Consider the following 15,642-nt stretch of genomic DNA (forward strand, 5'->3'; position numbering starts at 1 on the left):
TAGGTGAGAGTGGATAAAAATGTTGTCCAAAAAGTATCGTTACCTAGAAGAAATGAAAGCTATAAATAGTTTCACTTTATTTCTGGAGAGGAGAAGGTATTGAAATCATGTCAAGATCTCAAGAAATTTCTAAGTGGTTTCGTAATTTACAACATTCGAAAAAACTAAGTTGGATTTCTTACGTTTTATTAGGGGCAGTGCTGTTTTTTGCACTTATGAATAATGTAAAACCAGAGCAATTAGATGTTACAACATATTCTATTGCGAAAAAAACAATCCATTCTCCTATTAAAATTGAAGATAAAGTTACAACGGACAAAAAGAAAAAAGAAGCCGCTACAAAAGTTGAAGATCAATATACATATAAAAGTGAGTATAAACAAAATAAAGTGGATATTGTGAATGACGTCTTTGCTAAAGTAGATGAAGTGATACAAGAGATTAAAGCGGTTGGACCGGATGAGCAAAAAAAGATTACTGATGCTGAAAAAGTGGACAAGTTGAAAAAAAAATTGCCTACTGATTTAACGAAAGAATTATCTGATTCAAACTTACTGAACTTAATTAATGCGGATTCGAACCAATTAGTATTAGCGAAAGATGCAACAGTTACAGCTATTAATAGTATCATGACTGAGCATGTTAAAATGGATGAATTGAAGGATGCGAAGGAACGATATGTAAGTGAGATGAATAGTGTTAATGTTGATAATGGTTTAAAGGAATCTATTAAGGCGTTAGGGAAATATGCGATTTCTGCAAACTATTTTTATGATCCGACCTTAACAAAAGAGAAGAGAAAAGCGGAAGAAGATTTAGTTCCACCTGTTTATATTCTTCAAGGGCAAGTCCTTGTTAGAGAAGGTGAAACGATTTCAAGTGATATGTACAATCAGTTGAAATTAGTTGGCCTGTTAGAAAAAGGGAACAGTTTTCAACCCTATGTTGGGTTAGCGGTACTCATTGGTGTGCTATTGTACTTTATGCATAAGCAGTTTGAAGTGTTTTTACAGCGGAAAAGAGAAGATAGGCCGTATGTCTTAGCGTATATTACAATTTTGTCTATCACGATTGTTTTAATGAAAATCATTAGTTTGTTTCAAAAGCTTGAGTATGCAGGAATCGCGTATGTTGTTCCAGTTGCAATGGGAACAATACTTGTAAAATTAATGATTGGTGATCGATTTGTATTTTTAACGAGTATGATCTTTTCTGTATGCGGAAGTATTATGTTTAATGAAGGTGTAACGAGTACACTGAATTATAGTGTGGGGATTTATGTTTTATTAAGTTCATTATCAGTTAGTATTTTCTTGAGAGAAAAAAATCGTCGTACGATGATTTTACAAGCTGGTATACTCGTTTCTGTATTAAATGTAGTCGTATTAGCGGCTTTGCTATTATTACGTAACGGGAATTTTTCGCCTCTTGAAATTGGGGTGCAATTATTAATGGCTGCTGTTTCGGGTATTATCTCTTCTGTTCTAGCTATGGGGATTTTACCGTATTTAGAAAGTGGTCTTGGGATTGTATCGAGTATGAAATTGATGGAACTTTCAAGTCCGAATCACCCGCTTTTGCGTAAAATTTTATTAGAAGCACCAGGTACATATCACCATAGTGTAATGGTAGCTAATCTCTCAGAAGCTGCTTGTGAAGCAGTTGGAGCAAATGGAGTATTAGCGCGTGTAGGGGCGTATTATCATGATGTAGGGAAAACGGTACAACCACAGTTTTTTATTGAAAACCAAATGGGTATTGAAAACCCGCATGATAGATTAGACCCTGTAACGAGCAAAGATATTATAATTGCTCATGTAACCGATGGGGTGAGAATGTTAGAAGAACACCATATACCTCAAGAAATTATCGATATTGCTGGACAGCATCATGGTACAACGTTACTTAAATATTTTTATTATAATGCGATTAAAGAAGATAAAGAGAAATATACGGAGGAAATGTTCCGCTATCCAGGATCAAAAGCAACTTCTAAAGAGTCGGCGATCGTTGGTATTGCTGATAGTGTGGAAGCGGCGGTACGTTCGATGAACCATCCAACACCAGATCAGATTAATAATTTAGTGCAAAGTATTATTAAAGATCGCCTGCAAGATGGTCAATTTAGTGAATGTGATTTGACATTTAAGGAACTACAAATCGTTGGAAAAACGTTATGTGAAACGTTAAATGGTATTTTCCATTCCCGTATTACATATCCGGAACCGCCGGAAGAAAAGGAGAAAGAATGAGTTTATTAATTGATTTTATTGATGAAACAGAAGAAGTGAAAGACGAATATATAAGTTTGATTCGAGGTTTAGTAGAGAAAGCAGCCCAAATGGAGAACGTAGAAGAAGGCGCAGAATTATCGGTTACATTTGTAGATAATGAACGTATTCGTGAAATAAACCGTGATTACCGAGATAAGGATCAGCCTACGGACGTTATTTCTTTTGCTATGGAAGAAATGGGAGAAGGCGAAATGGAAATTGTCGGTGCAGAGATGCCGCGTATGTTAGGAGATCTTATTATTTCTATTCCGAGAGCAAAAGAACAAGCTGAAGAATATGGACATTCTTTTGATCGAGAACTTGGGTTTTTAGCACTACATGGCTTTTTGCATTTGCTTGGTTATGATCATATGACAGAAGAAGATGAGAAAGAAATGTTTGGAAGACAAAAAGAAATTTTAGAGGCCTTTGGATTAGGACGATGAAAACAGGAAAACTTTTAGATAGTTTTGGATATGCTATAGCTGGTATATACTTTTGTCTTCGTCATGAACGAAATATGAAAATTCATTATTTAGCCGCAGTCATCGTTATATGCTGCGGCTTTTATTTCCATATTACAACAATGGAATGGATTGTCGTACTTATTGTGATAGGGATTGTAATGAGTTTAGAGATGGTGAATACGGCTATTGAAAAAACAGTAGACTTAGCAACCGTCGATATTCATCCGGTTGCAAAAGTTGCAAAGGATGTTGCAGCAGGGGCAGTTTTATTATTTGCAATTATAGCTGCTGTAATTGGTGCTATTATCTTTTTACCGTATATGGTATAGTTGCATTCCGAAGCTTTTATTAAGCTTTGGGAGCGCCGTGAAGGCCTTTAATGAAAGAGTGTATCTATTCACATCTATGAACGGAAAGGATGCGGGAATATGAATAGCGAACAATTAATTCAAGAAGCAACCGAAGCGCGTAAACGAGCGTACGTACCATATTCTAAATTTCAAGTAGGTGCAGCTTTACTAACTCAGGATGGAAAAATATATCGTGGATGTAATGTTGAAAATGCATCATATGGTTTATGTAACTGTGCAGAAAGAACAGCGTTATTTAAGGCGATTTCTGAAGGGGATAACGAGTTTGTAGCTATTGCAGTCGTAGCGGATACAAAGCGTCCAGTACCTCCTTGTGGAGCATGTCGACAAGTTATGATAGAATTATGTAAACAGGATACGAAAGTATACCTATCAAACTTACATGGTGATGTTCAAGAGACAACAGTCGGAGAATTGTTACCAGGAGCATTTTTAGCGGAGGATTTACATGAATAGAAAAGGTTATAAATCAGGTTTTGTCTCTATTATTGGCAGACCGAATGTTGGGAAATCTACATTTTTAAATCGTATTATTGGCCAAAAAATTGCTATTATGAGCGATAAGCCACAAACAACTCGTAATAAAATTCAAGGTGTATATACAGAAAATGATTCACAAGTAGTTTTCATTGATACACCAGGAATACATAAACCTAAACATAAACTAGGCGATTTCATGGTGAAGATGGCTCAAACGACATTAAAAGAAGTTGATATTGTTTTGTTTATGGTCAATGCAACTGAAGGATATGGTCGTGGTGAGGAATTTATTATTGAGAAATTACAAGAAACGAAACAACCGGTATTTTTGGTAATTAATAAAATTGACCAACTTCATCCAGAGCAATTGCTGGAGTTGATTGATCAATATCGTAAATTATATGAGTTCGCGGAGATTGTGCCAATTTCTGCATTGGACGGTAATAACGTTGAAGCGTTAATCGGAGCAATTAAAAAGTATTTACCAGAAGGACCGCAATATTACCCGGATAATCAAGTAACGGATCATCCAGAGCGATTTATTATTTCAGAGCTTATTCGTGAAAAAGTATTACATTTAACACGTGAAGAAGTACCGCATTCTGTAGCGGTTGTTATTGATGCAATTCAAAAGCGTGAGGGCGGAGCGGTTTATATAAACGCAACGATTGTTGTTGAACGTGCATCACAAAAAGGAATTATTATAGGTAAGCAAGGGAAGATGTTAAAAGAAGTCGGTAAGAGAGCTCGTTTTGACATTGAAGCACTTCTTGGTTCTAAAGTATTTTTAGAAGTATGGGTGAAAGTGCAAAAAGATTGGCGTAATAAGATGTCACAGCTTCGTGACCTTGGTTTCCGTGAAGACGAGTATTAATATGAAGTAAAGTTGTGATCAGTGGATGTTTTGTTCATCCGCTGATTATTGGTTTTTATGAACCTTGATAAATTAGGAAAAATTTTTCTCACATGAAAATGAACAAAATGGGTCAACTTAATAACAACAAAAGAAATTGGTTTATAGGCTACGCTTATTGAGAAAGGTGGATTCTTATGCTAGATTTTACCTGGAAGTTTTTCTCCAAAACAGGAAGCATTGAAACGTATTTGCTTTTGAAAGAAATGGAAAAAGACGTAAACGATGAGATGGATCAACATGAAGAGGAGTTAGCGCATCTAGACTCTCCAATTTCTTGACCCGTTTTGTTCAAACCTTGGATGGTGACGAACATGTTTCAAAAAGTTGAGGGCATTGTTATCCGTACGACTGATTACGGAGAAACAAATAAGATTGTTACAATATACTCACGGGAATTTGGTAAGGTAAGTGCAATGGCAAGAGGGGCGAAAAAGCCGAAGAGTCGGTTAGCAGCTATTTCGCAACTTATGACACATGGTCATTTTCTTATTCAAATGGGATCTGGACTTGGAACTTTGCAACAAGGCGAGATTATTTCATCTATGAAAGAAATTCGTGAGGATATATTTTTAACTGCTTATGCATCATTTATTATTGAATTAACCGATAAAGCAACAGAAGATAAGAAGCATAATCCGTATTTATTTGAAATGTTATATCAAACGTTGCATTATATGTGTGAGGGTGTTGATCCAGAAGTATTATCATTAATTTATCAAACGAAAATGCTTCCGGTATTAGGGATGCGCCCGTACTTTGATACATGTGCTATTTGTCATCAAGAAACAGATTTTGTCGCCTTCTCTGTCCGGGAAGGCGGTTTTCTGTGCTCGCGTCATGCGGAGCAAGATCCGTATCGTATTCCGGTGGGAGAGGCTGTTCATAAATTATTACGTCTCTTTTTTCACTTTGATTTACACCGGCTCGGTAATGTATCGGTGAAGGATAGTACAAAAAAACAAATGCGCACAGTATTGAATACATATTATGACGAATATTGTGGGATTTATTTGAAAACAAGGCGTTTCTTGGAACAACTTGATAAGTTTCAAATATAAAAAGGGCCGTATAGGGTCCTTTTTACATACTTTCTTTTTCGAATAGCATATTTAGTATATAATATTTAAGAGATAGTATAACTTTTTTCGTTGTGCATTAAAGGTGGTGATTATCATAGAGCTGAATAAACGGCAAGAGCATATCATTCAGATTGTAAAAGATCACGGTCCTATTACAGGGGAGTCAATTGCTGGGCAATTGGGTTTAACACGTGCAACGCTAAGACCAGACTTAGCAATTTTAACGATGGCTGGTTATTTAGAAGCGCGTCCACGTGTAGGTTATTTTTATACGGGTAAAACCGGGGGACAGCTATTATCTGAAGCTGTTAAGAAAATTAAAGTGCAAGATTATCAATCTAGACCGGCTGTAATTGATAAAAATGTATCAGTATACGATGCAATCTGTACTATGTTTCTAGAGGACGTTGGTACATTATTTGTTGTAGATCAAGCTACTTTATTAGTTGGCGTTGTATCTCGTAAAGATTTATTACGAGCTAGCTTAGGAAAGCAGGATTTAACCTCTCTTCCGGTTAATATTATCATGACAAGGATGCCAAACATTGCGATGTGTCGCAGGGAGGATTCTTTATATGATATTGCGATGGAATTAATAGAAAGACAGATTGATGCGATGCCGGTTGTGAAGGATACGAAACAAGGTTTAGAAGTGATTGGACGAATTACAAAAACAAATATTACACGTGCGTTTGTAAATTTAGTAAATAACGAATAAGTGTAATTTGTTTAAAGTGAGGTAATGTAATGGATAATAAAATCGTATATGTCGTATCTGACTCTGTAGGAGAAACTGCTGATTTGGTTGTTAGAGCGGCAATGGGACAGTTCCCATTCGCTCCTGATATTAGGCGTGTACCGTATGTAGAAGATACAGGGACATTAAAAGAAGTAATCTCGATTGCCAAGAGCAATCAAGCGCTTATTTGTTTTACGTTAGTAAAGCCTGATATGCGTCAATATTTATTGACAGAAGCGGCAAAAGAAGGAGTAGAGGCATACGATATTATCGGACCTCTTATCGATCAAATTGAAGAAATTACAGGGCAAGTACCAAGGTATGAGCCAGGTGTCGTTCGAAGATTAGATGAAGAGTACTTTAAAAAAATTGAAGCGATTGAATTTGCAGTTAAGTATGATGATGGTAGAGATGCACGTGGTATTTTAAAAGCTGATATCGTGTTGATTGGAATTTCACGTACATCAAAAACACCACTTTCACAATATTTAGCGCATAACAAACGTTTGAAAGTTGCTAATGTACCACTTGTACCGGAAGTGGATCCGCCTGAGGAATTATATCGAGTGGCAAAAGAGAAATGTTTCGGTTTGAAAATTATACCAGATAAGTTAAATCATATTCGAAAAGAACGATTGAAATCACTTGGATTAAGTGATGGAGCAACATATGCAAATATTAATCGTATTCAAGAGGAAATTGATCATTTTGAGGAAGTAATTAGTAAAATAAATTGTCAAGTGATTGATGTATCAAATAAGGCAATTGAAGAAACAGCAAATATTATTGTGAATGCAGTGCAAAACCAAAAAATGTTTTAGCACATTTACCAAAGGTGAATGTGCTTTTTTCGCTCGTGAGAAGGCGTTAGAGGAAGATGCGAAGTAGAGCATGAACTTTCGGCTTAGTAATAGAATATAGCGGAATGGTTATACTTATATTCTTCTGTTTTTTAATTATGCTAAAGGAACGATTTCGTTATCTTTAAGTGTAAGATGAAAATTAAAGGGATATGTAGCGTAGTTGAAGAAAATATATTATAATAAAAAATTGTGATAAAAACCTATATTTTACGTTTAGACTTTAATTTTTCAGAATAAACTAGGGATAGGATTTTCGAAAAAGACATGTATTTACGTTAAATCGACAAAATCTAGACAAGAAAACGCACATTATGGAAGGATTCACAGAAGGGATGTAGAATACAGAAATATGCAAAACATCAGATAAGATATTATTTGATGCAGATGCGTATCCCGTGAAGAATGCAATTGTGCAAGTTGGAACAAAATTTTATGTCGAAATTTTGTTTGTCGTATCCTATGCTCATCGTTCAAGAAAACAGCAAGGTAATTGGGTCTATGTAGATTCTGAGCAAGATGAAGTTGACTGTTATATTTATTAACATGCAAAAGCTACAGATCTCATGATCATACAGGCTATAGTGCTTCTTGCTAGTCTTCTTGTGAAAAAGGAGTATATGTATTGTCTCCAGGAGATACATTTGTAACAGATGAGCAAATGTATACAATTTTATATAGTAGTATGTATCTGCGAATTTACGCAGACTGGGGACTTATACGAAAGGTCCAAAATCGTTTACACAATGTGATCGACAGTACTTTCTAACAAATTTAGAAAAATATTGTCGAATTATAAAGGAATCTTTTAATTTATATCGAATACAAAATACGACACGGAGATGGAGTTATGGGGAACAGAATTCCTGAAGAAGTTGTTGAACAGATTCGGACATCATCCGATATTGTAGAAGTGATTGGTGAGTATGTTCAACTTAGAAAGCAGGGGCGTAACTATTTCGGCCTTTGTCCATTTCATGGTGAGAATTCTCCTTCATTCTCTGTTTCATCTGATAAGCAAATTTTTCATTGTTTCGGATGTGGAGAAGGTGGAAATGTATTTTCTTTTCTTATGAAAATGGAAGGACTTGCTTTCACAGAGGCTGTTCAAAAGCTTGGCGAAAGAAATGGAATTGCAGTTGCAGAATATACATCAGGGCAAGGACAACAACAACAAGAAGACATATCTGATGACACTGTCATCATGCAACAGGCTCATGAACTTTTGAAAAAGTATTATCATCATTTATTAGTAAATACAGAAGAAGGAAATGAAGCACTTTCATATTTATTAAAACGTGGTATTACAAAAGAGATGATTGAGAAATTTGAAATTGGTTATGCATCACAAGCTTGGGATGCAGCGACGAAAATTTTACAAAAAAGAGGTTTGTCGCTATCTAGTATGGAACAGGCTGGCCTTCTTGTAAGAAGTGAGAAGGATGGCAGTCATTATGACCGCTTCCGCGGAAGAGTTATGTTTCCGATTTATACTTTACAAGGTAAGGTGATAGCGTTTAGTGGAAGGGCATTAGGAGATGACACTCCGAAATATTTGAATAGTCCTGAAACACCGATTTTTTACAAAAGTAAGCTGTTGTATAATTTCCACCAAGCAAGGCCGTTTATTAGAAAACGTGGGCAGGTTGTCCTTTTTGAAGGTTATGCCGATGTACTAGCCGCGGTGAAAAGTGGTGTGGAAGAAGCTGTTGCGACAATGGGAACAGCTTTAACTGAAGAACAAGCGAAACTTCTGCGACGTAACGTTGAAACTGTTGTTCTTTGCTATGATGGTGATAAAGCAGGGCGAGAAGCGACGATGAAAGCAGGGCAATTACTATTGCAAGTTGGTTGCCAAGTAAAAGTTACATCCTTGCCAGATAAGCTTGACCCTGATGAATATGTGCAACAATATGGGACAACCGCTTTTGAAAATCTTGTGAAATCAAGTATAAGTTTTGTTGGTTTCAAAATAAATTATTTGCGTTTAGGGAAAAATTTGCAAGATGAGTCTGGCAAAGAAGAATATGTAAAAAGTGTTTTAAAAGAGTTATCATTGCTACAGGATGCGATGCAGGCGGAATCATATTTAAAATCATTATCGCAAGAATTTTCGTATTCAATGGAAACACTTTTGAATCAATTGCACCAATATCGCAAAGAACAAAAGGTACAGCAAAAACAAATAAAGCAGGTTTCTAAGCCATCTCAAATTGTTCAAACGAAACCGAAATTAACAGGTTTTGAAAGGGCAGAAAGAGAAATTATTTACCATATGTTGCAAAGTGCAGAAGTGACAGTGCGTATGGAACCTCATATAGAAGATTTTTATACAGAAGAACATAAAGGGATTTTATATGAACTATACGCATATTATGAAAAGGGAAATGAACCTTCAGTCGGAACATTTTTAAGTTGGCTCTCTGATGAAAAGTTGAAAAATATTATTACTGATATTTCGACGGATGAATTTATTAATCCAGAGTACACAGAAGAAGCGTTACAAGGTCATTTGGAGGCGCTAAGACGCCATAAAGAAAAACTTGAAAAGATGGAAATTATCTTTAAAGTAAAACAAATGGAAAAAACAGATCCTGTAGAGGCTGCTAAATATTATGTGGCATATTTACAAAGTCAAAAAGCAAGAAAATAGCTTTTTCGATAAAGTTTTAGTATAATGAATGTTTGTATCTCGCGTAAGGAGGGGAACAGATGGCTGATAAACCAGCTCGTTCTAAACAAATTGAAACTGAAATGACCCTTGAGCAAGTGAAAGAACAACTCACTGAGCTCGGAAAAAAACGTGGCGTTCTTACATATGAAGAGATTGCAGAACGCATGAATGGATTTGAAATTGAATCCGATCAAATGGATGAATACTATGAATATTTAGGTGAACAAGGGATTGACTTAGTTGGTGACAATGACAACGACGAAGGTCCTAATAATCGTCAAATTACAAAAACGGAAGAAGAATTTGACCTTAATGATTTAAGTGTGCCGCCAGGTGTGAAAATCAATGACCCTGTTCGTATGTACTTAAAGGAAATTGGTCGTGTAGACTTACTATCTGCTGAAGAAGAAATTCGACTTGCGACACGTATTGAAGAAGGCGATGAAGAAGCAAAACGCCGTCTTGCGGAAGCAAACTTACGTCTTGTAGTAAGTATTGCAAAGCGCTACGTGGGCCGTGGTATGCTTTTCTTAGACTTAATCCAAGAAGGAAATATGGGTCTAATTAAGGCAGTTGAAAAGTTCGACTACCGTAAAGGTTTTAAATTTAGTACGTATGCAACTTGGTGGATTCGCCAAGCTATTACACGTGCGATTGCAGACCAAGCGCGAACAATTCGTATTCCAGTTCATATGGTTGAAACAATTAATAAGTTAATCCGTGTACAACGTCAATTATTACAAGATTTAGGACGCGAACCATCTCCTGAAGAGATTGGTGAAGAAATGGATCTTGCTCCAGAAAAAGTACGCGAAATCTTAAAGATTGCACAGGAGCCAGTTTCTCTTGAAACACCAATTGGTGAAGAAGACGACTCCCATTTAGGTGACTTTATCGAAGACCAAGAAGCAACATCGCCTGCGGACCATGCAGCGTATGAATTGCTAAAAGAACAATTAGAAGATGTGTTAGATACACTAACAGATCGTGAAGAAAATGTTCTGCGTCTTCGTTTTGGTTTAGATGATGGACGAACTCGTACGCTTGAAGAAGTTGGGAAAGTATTCGGCGTAACGAGAGAACGTATTCGTCAAATTGAAGCGAAAGCACTTCGCAAATTAAGACATCCAAGCCGTAGTAAGCGTCTTAAGGATTTCTTAGAATAGGCTACCTTTAAGTTTACTTCACTTTTGTGAAGTAAACTTTTTTATTTTGTTAATTTTTGTTAAAATTTAGCTATCGGCAACGATTACAATTTCTTGTAATTTATTTTACAGAATTGTCTTTTGATTTGCAAATGCTCATTTTTCGATTTTTCGATTTATTTTGTTTATTATATACAAAATAATATGTAGAAAAGTAAAAAATATGATGAGAAACGTTAGTAATTATCGAAATAATATGCGATATAATAGTGAAAATCAATAAAATGAATTTACGGAATATTTTTAACAAGTAGTAGTTTGCTCTTTTCTGATAGGGCGTTTTCAAGTACAATATAAATGACTGAATCATCTAACTATTTAGCGGTATAGAGGGGGGAGAAGAGATATGAAACGTAATCCATTGATTCCGTTCGCTCTTATTGCAGCATTAGGTATTATCGTTATGTTTGTATTTTCATTTCAGGGGCTAAATAAATCTAAAGAGTTAGCTGATGCAAAAAATGGTGGGAAACCAGCACAAACAGCATCAAAGCCAGAGGATATTGTAAAGCAAAGCTGTACGAGCTGTCACGGTGATCAGTTACAAGGGGCAGTGGGACCTAATTTACAAAAAATTGGTGGGAAACTTTCGAAAGATGAAATTAAAGAAGTTCTTTCAAAAGGAAAAGGAAATATGCCAGCTAATTTAATTCCAGCTGATCAAGCAACGAAAGTAGCTGATTGGTTATCGAAGAAAAAATAAAGTTTCGTATTACAAGCCTTTTGCTTTTGTGCAAAAGGCTTGTTTTTCTATACTTTCTAAAATACGATTAGTAATAGAGAATTGAAGTGTTGTTATGGACTTGCAACAACTACTATAAATTCATTATCATGGAGACAGACTGAGAAGAGAAGGAGTAATGGAAATACATGAATGAAGTAAAGCTTTCGAAACGATTAGAAGAAGTTGTGAGGGAGATTCCGGTAGGCTCTACAGTAGCTGATATTGGATCGGATCATGCGTATTTACCGTGTTATACAATTATAAATAATATTGCTACGAAAGCAGTTGCAGGAGAGGTTGTAGATGGACCGTTTCGCTCTGCACAAGCAACTGTAGCTGAAAGTGGCTTGCAAGATAAAGTAGACGTTCGTAAAGGGAATGGATTAGCTGTTATAGTGCCAGGAGAAGTAGATGTTATTACGATTGCTGGTATGGGTGGAGCGTTAATTCGTGACATTTTAGAAAGTGGTAAAGAAAAATTAGAAGGTGTAACACGTTTAATCTTACAGCCGAATATTGCAGCACACCATATCCGTGAATGGTTTATTGAAAATGGATGGGAGCTTATCCGTGAGAAAATTGTAATAGAAGACGGAAAGATTTACGAGATTTTAGTCGGAGAACGAGGAGATACAGCAGTACCTTACTCTGAAAATAAACAAACTGAATTGTTTATGGGTCCATTTCTAATAAAAGAAAAAAGTGAAGCTTTTGTTGAAAAGTGGGAAGGGGAATTGAAAAACTTCCAAAATATTTTAAAACAGTTAGAGCGTGCAGCAGAGTCTGAAGAGAAGAAAGCGAAGCGTGCAGAAGTAGAAGCGAAAATGAAAATGATAGGAGAGGTTTTATCATGAGTAAAATTCCGAATGGTCATGAAATTATTTCTTTGTTTGAAGGTATGTATCCGAAGCATTTAGCGATGGAAGGGGATAAGATTGGCTTACAGATTGGAGCGCTTAATAAACCTGTGCAGCACGTATTAATCGCATTAGATGTAACTGAGGAAGTTGTGGACGAGGCAATCCAATTAGGAGCAAATATCATTATAGCGCATCACCCTTTAATCTTTAATCCATTAAAAGCGATTCATACAGATAAGGCGTACGGAAGAATTATTGAAACGTGTATTAAAAATGATATTGCGGTTTATGCCGCACATACAAATGTAGATATTGCTAAGGGCGGGGTAAATGATTTACTTGCTGATGCGTTAGGGTTACAAAATACAGAAGTATTAGCTCCTACATATGCAGAAGAAATGAAAAAAATTGTTGTATTTGTTCCAGTAACCCATGCAGAAGAAGTGCGCAAAGCTCTTGGAGATGCGGATGCAGGTCATATCGGTAATTATAGCCACTGTACGTTCGGTAGCGAAGGGGTAGGTACTTTTATCCCTCAAGAAGGTACAAATCCTTATATCGGAGAAACTGGGCAGTTAGAACGTGTGGAAGAGATACGTGTCGAAACGATTATTCCAGCTTCATTACAAAGAAAAGTTATTAAAGCGATGTTGGCAGCCCATCCATATGAAGAAGTGGCATATGATGTATATCCGCTTGATAATAAAGGTGAAACATTAGGTCTTGGTAAAATAGGGTATTTACAAGAAGAAATGACGCTTGAGCAGTTTGCTTTACATGTGAAACAATCATTACATGTAAAGGGTGCAAGAGTTGTTGGAAAGTTAGATGATAAGGTGCGTAAAGTAGCTGTACTTGGTGGTGACGGTAATAAATATATAAACCAAGCGAAATTTAAAGGAGCAGATGTATATGTAACAGGTGATATGTATTATCATGTTGCTCACGATGCGATGATGATTGGTTTAAATATAGTCGATCCAGGACATAACGTTGAAAAAGTAATGAAGCAAGGTGTACAAAAACAATTGCAAGAAAAAGTAGATGTGAAGAAATTCAATGTACACATTCACGCTTCGCAGTTACATACAGATCCATTCACATTTGTATAAGAAAAATAAAAACCGTTGCTCATGTAGGCAACGGTTTTTATTATTGTTCTTTTTTCACTTTTACACGAGGTAGTATCTTTTGAAGTGGTACTTTTCGAATTCTGTCCCATGTAGCTGGATTCATTGGGTCATATTGATCTAAGAAAGCAATAACTTCTTTTGTAATTGGCGTTGGAGTAGAAGCACCTGCTGTAACAGCTACGTTTTCTACACCTTGTAGCCATTCTAATTGGATTTCACTTACGTCTGCAACGCGGTATGCTGTCGTACCAGCGATTTCTTGTGATACTTGTGCTAAACGGTTTGAGTTGTTACTTTTCGGATCACCGACAACAATTGTTAAATCTGCAACATCAGCTTGTTTAGCGACAGCTTCTTGGCGAACTTGAGTTGCTAAACAAATTTCCTTGTGGAATTCTGCTGTTGGGAATTTTTTCTGAATGTCCTCCATTAAATGTTGAACATCCCATTGACTCATTGTTGTTTGATTCGTAACTAAAATTTTATCAGTTGGAATTTCTAGTGTTTTTAAATCATCAGCTTTTTCGATAAGATGAACGATATCAGGTGCGATACCAACTGCGCCTTCTGGTTCTGGATGATTTTTTTTGCCGATATAAATGACATGGTATCCTTCAGCTTTCTTTGCTTCGATAAGGTCATGTGTTTTTGTAACATCTGGACAAGTTGCATCAATTGTCGTTAAACCTTTTTCTTTTGCACGTTGTTTAACTTCTGGAGAAACACCGTGTGCAGTGAAAATAACAGTACCAGAATCGATTTTATCTAAAATTTCTAATCGACTTGGACCGTCTAATGTAATGATGCCATCCTCTTCGAAAGCATCTGTGACATGCTTATTGTGAACAATCATACCTAAAATATAAATGGGTCTCGGTAATGATTTATCTAATGCGGCGTTACGTGCAATAACCATTGCGTCAACAACACCATAGCAATAACCACGAGGGGAAATTTTAACAATCTTCATGTGAGTAATCCTCTCCTTCTAAACAAGGGATACTTTTGTGCATAGTCCATTACATTATAAAGGAGGAGTGGATAGAAAACAAAGGATTGTTACACATATAGTTTTGGTGTTGTTGCTGATTGTTGAACGGGTTCTTTCGGAACCTCTTTTTCTATTACCGGTTCAAGCACTATTTTTTTTCGTTTCCTTTTTGGAGGTGGAGGGGGTGGAGTTGCTACCTCAACCTGTTCTGTTGCATCTTCAGTTTGATTTTCTTCCGTACTTTTTCCAGAGGTGAGGATTTTAACAATGCTTGGTAGACTACGCATAATGGAACCGTACTGTTCGACAACAGGACCGACAGATTGCACGACTTGAGATACTTTTTCGATATTATTTATCATATTAGTTGGGTTCGAAATTAAATTTGAAAAAAAACTACCGATGCCGCTGCTAGATGCCGCTGCAGTTGTAGCTGACGCAGCACCACGTGTATCATTTGATTCATACATTTGAGGTGGTATCATCTGCTCTGGATATTGCTGCAGGTATGGCTGATATTGTTGTGTATATTGTTGTTGGTATGGCTGTTGCTGTTGATATTGGGGCGGCGGTTGTTGGTGCATCATCGGTGGCCCTTCCATTTGTCGATAAGGAGGGACCATTTGCATGAAAGGTTCGGTTGGATCGTGTTTTTTAAAGAGTTTAGCAAGGAAACCTTTCTTTTTTTGAGCCATCGGTGGTAGTTGTGGAATCGGATATGGTGTGTAAGATTGTTGTCCTCGATTCGGATACATTTGTCTTATAGGGGATTTCGGAAACATGTGGGAAATCCTCCTTTCTTCAGTTAGGTATATACACATACAATATGCAATGGAAGGAAAGAAGGTTAGTTTTTGAGATAAAAACCTA

The 15,642-nt window shown here is 36.4% G+C and carries 17 protein-coding genes; 15 read left to right on the top strand and 2 right to left on the bottom strand.

Annotation, left to right across the window (positions count from 1 at the left end):
- The first annotated feature begins 107 nt into the window (after nt 1–107).
- From ABH959_RS05245 to ABH959_RS05315, 15 genes are all read left to right on the top strand, one after another.
- Nucleotides 108–2,252 (top strand): HD family phosphohydrolase, encoded by a 2,145-nt coding sequence (locus ABH959_RS05245; protein WP_002015188.1) that lies wholly within the window; start codon nt 108–110, stop codon nt 2,250–2,252.
- The gene (ybeY, locus tag ABH959_RS05250; protein WP_404492347.1) at nt 2,249–2,719 is read left to right on the top strand and encodes an rRNA maturation RNase YbeY; all 471 of its coding nucleotides are present in this window, start codon (nt 2,249–2,251) and stop codon (nt 2,717–2,719) included. Before ABH959_RS05245 ends, ybeY begins: the two co-directional genes overlap by 4 nt.
- Nucleotides 2,716–3,069 carry a diacylglycerol kinase family protein gene (locus ABH959_RS05255; RefSeq protein ID WP_113935595.1) on the top strand — a complete coding sequence of 118 codons (354 nt, stop codon included), beginning with the start codon at nt 2,716–2,718 and terminating at the stop codon, nt 3,067–3,069. The genes ybeY and ABH959_RS05255 overlap by 4 nt, the downstream gene beginning before the upstream one ends.
- A 99-nt stretch (nt 3,070–3,168) precedes the next feature.
- Nucleotides 3,169–3,567, top strand: a complete 399-nt coding sequence (locus ABH959_RS05260; protein WP_113935594.1) for a cytidine deaminase — start codon at nt 3,169–3,171, stop codon at nt 3,565–3,567.
- On the top strand, nt 3,560–4,465 hold the full coding sequence (gene era / locus ABH959_RS05265) for a GTPase Era (protein WP_002088672.1): 906 nt from the start codon (nt 3,560–3,562) through the stop codon (nt 4,463–4,465). The genes ABH959_RS05260 and era overlap by 8 nt, the downstream gene beginning before the upstream one ends.
- Before the next feature lie 176 nt (nt 4,466–4,641).
- Nucleotides 4,642–4,785: a YqzL family protein gene (locus ABH959_RS05270; protein ID WP_000883924.1), complete on the top strand. Its 144-nt coding sequence runs from the start codon at nt 4,642–4,644 to the stop codon at nt 4,783–4,785.
- Nucleotides 4,786–4,818: 33 nt separating this feature from the next.
- Nucleotides 4,819–5,565 (top strand): DNA repair protein RecO, encoded by a 747-nt coding sequence (gene recO / locus ABH959_RS05275; protein ID WP_002129136.1) that lies wholly within the window; start codon nt 4,819–4,821, stop codon nt 5,563–5,565.
- Nucleotides 5,566–5,671: 106 nt separating this feature from the next.
- A complete protein-coding gene (ccpN, locus tag ABH959_RS05280) occupies nt 5,672–6,304 on the top strand; it encodes a transcriptional regulator CcpN (protein ID WP_002015181.1) in 633 nt (210 codons plus the stop codon).
- 29 nt (nt 6,305–6,333) lie between these two features.
- Nucleotides 6,334–7,146, top strand: coding sequence for a pyruvate, water dikinase regulatory protein (locus ABH959_RS05285; protein ID WP_113935593.1), 813 nt, complete (start codon nt 6,334–6,336; stop codon nt 7,144–7,146).
- A gap of 664 nt (nt 7,147–7,810) precedes the next feature.
- Nucleotides 7,811–7,954, top strand: a complete 144-nt coding sequence (locus ABH959_RS05290) for a hypothetical protein (RefSeq protein WP_162836445.1) — start codon at nt 7,811–7,813, stop codon at nt 7,952–7,954.
- Nucleotides 7,955–8,035: 81 nt separating this feature from the next.
- Nucleotides 8,036–9,838 (top strand): DNA primase, encoded by a 1,803-nt coding sequence (dnaG, locus tag ABH959_RS05295; RefSeq protein WP_002015179.1) that lies wholly within the window; start codon nt 8,036–8,038, stop codon nt 9,836–9,838.
- Between the two features lie 59 nt (nt 9,839–9,897).
- The gene (rpoD, locus tag ABH959_RS05300; protein WP_000764062.1) at nt 9,898–11,025 is read left to right on the top strand and encodes an RNA polymerase sigma factor RpoD; all 1,128 of its coding nucleotides are present in this window, start codon (nt 9,898–9,900) and stop codon (nt 11,023–11,025) included.
- Between the two features lie 385 nt (nt 11,026–11,410).
- Nucleotides 11,411–11,767, top strand: coding sequence for a cytochrome c550 (gene cccA / locus ABH959_RS05305; RefSeq protein WP_002015178.1), 357 nt, complete (start codon nt 11,411–11,413; stop codon nt 11,765–11,767).
- Nucleotides 11,768–11,934: 167 nt separating this feature from the next.
- Nucleotides 11,935–12,642: a tRNA (adenine(22)-N(1))-methyltransferase gene (locus tag ABH959_RS05310; RefSeq protein ID WP_002015177.1), complete on the top strand. Its 708-nt coding sequence runs from the start codon at nt 11,935–11,937 to the stop codon at nt 12,640–12,642.
- On the top strand, nt 12,639–13,760 hold the full coding sequence (locus ABH959_RS05315; protein ID WP_002129128.1) for a Nif3-like dinuclear metal center hexameric protein: 1,122 nt from the start codon (nt 12,639–12,641) through the stop codon (nt 13,758–13,760). Before ABH959_RS05310 ends, ABH959_RS05315 begins: the two co-directional genes overlap by 4 nt.
- Nucleotides 13,761–13,800: 40 nt before the next feature.
- On the opposite strand, the gene ABH959_RS05320 is transcribed toward ABH959_RS05315, so the two are convergent.
- On the bottom strand, nt 13,801–14,751 hold the full coding sequence (locus ABH959_RS05320) for a 4-hydroxy-3-methylbut-2-enyl diphosphate reductase (RefSeq protein ID WP_002015175.1): 951 nt from the start codon (nt 14,749–14,751) through the stop codon (nt 13,801–13,803).
- An 89-nt stretch (nt 14,752–14,840) separates the two neighbouring features.
- Nucleotides 14,841–15,554 (bottom strand): VrrA/YqfQ family protein, encoded by a 714-nt coding sequence (vrrA, locus tag ABH959_RS05325; protein WP_404492348.1) that lies wholly within the window; start codon nt 15,552–15,554, stop codon nt 14,841–14,843.
- Between the last annotated feature and the right edge of the window lie 88 nt (nt 15,555–15,642).

This window comes from Bacillus sp. RC51, from assembly GCF_044908115.1.
Lineage (GTDB): Bacteria > Bacillota > Bacilli > Bacillales > Bacillaceae_G > Bacillus_A > Bacillus_A mycoides.

Excerpts from the sequence above, each read along its gene's own strand:
- ABH959_RS05245 (WP_002015188.1), top strand. The coding sequence starts at position 108 with ATGTCAAGATCTCAAGAAATTTCTAAGTGGTTTCGTAATTTACAACAT.
- ybeY (WP_404492347.1), top strand. The coding sequence starts at position 2,249 with ATGAGTTTATTAATTGATTTTATTGATGAAACAGAAGAAGTGAAAGAC.
- ABH959_RS05255 (WP_113935595.1), top strand. The coding sequence starts at position 2,716 with ATGAAAACAGGAAAACTTTTAGATAGTTTTGGATATGCTATAGCTGGT.
- ABH959_RS05260 (WP_113935594.1), top strand. The coding sequence starts at position 3,169 with ATGAATAGCGAACAATTAATTCAAGAAGCAACCGAAGCGCGTAAACGA.
- era (WP_002088672.1), top strand. The coding sequence starts at position 3,560 with ATGAATAGAAAAGGTTATAAATCAGGTTTTGTCTCTATTATTGGCAGA.
- ABH959_RS05270 (WP_000883924.1), top strand. The coding sequence starts at position 4,642 with ATGCTAGATTTTACCTGGAAGTTTTTCTCCAAAACAGGAAGCATTGAA.
- recO (WP_002129136.1), top strand. The coding sequence starts at position 4,819 with ATGTTTCAAAAAGTTGAGGGCATTGTTATCCGTACGACTGATTACGGA.
- ABH959_RS05285 (WP_113935593.1), top strand. The coding sequence starts at position 6,334 with ATGGATAATAAAATCGTATATGTCGTATCTGACTCTGTAGGAGAAACT.
- dnaG (WP_002015179.1), top strand. The coding sequence starts at position 8,036 with ATGGGGAACAGAATTCCTGAAGAAGTTGTTGAACAGATTCGGACATCA.
- rpoD (WP_000764062.1), top strand. The coding sequence starts at position 9,898 with ATGGCTGATAAACCAGCTCGTTCTAAACAAATTGAAACTGAAATGACC.
- cccA (WP_002015178.1), top strand. The coding sequence starts at position 11,411 with ATGAAACGTAATCCATTGATTCCGTTCGCTCTTATTGCAGCATTAGGT.
- ABH959_RS05310 (WP_002015177.1), top strand. The coding sequence starts at position 11,935 with ATGAATGAAGTAAAGCTTTCGAAACGATTAGAAGAAGTTGTGAGGGAG.
- ABH959_RS05315 (WP_002129128.1), top strand. The coding sequence starts at position 12,639 with ATGAGTAAAATTCCGAATGGTCATGAAATTATTTCTTTGTTTGAAGGT.
- ABH959_RS05320 (WP_002015175.1), bottom strand. The coding sequence starts at position 14,751 with ATGAAGATTGTTAAAATTTCCCCTCGTGGTTATTGCTATGGTGTTGTT.
- vrrA (WP_404492348.1), bottom strand. The coding sequence starts at position 15,554 with ATGTTTCCGAAATCCCCTATAAGACAAATGTATCCGAATCGAGGACAA.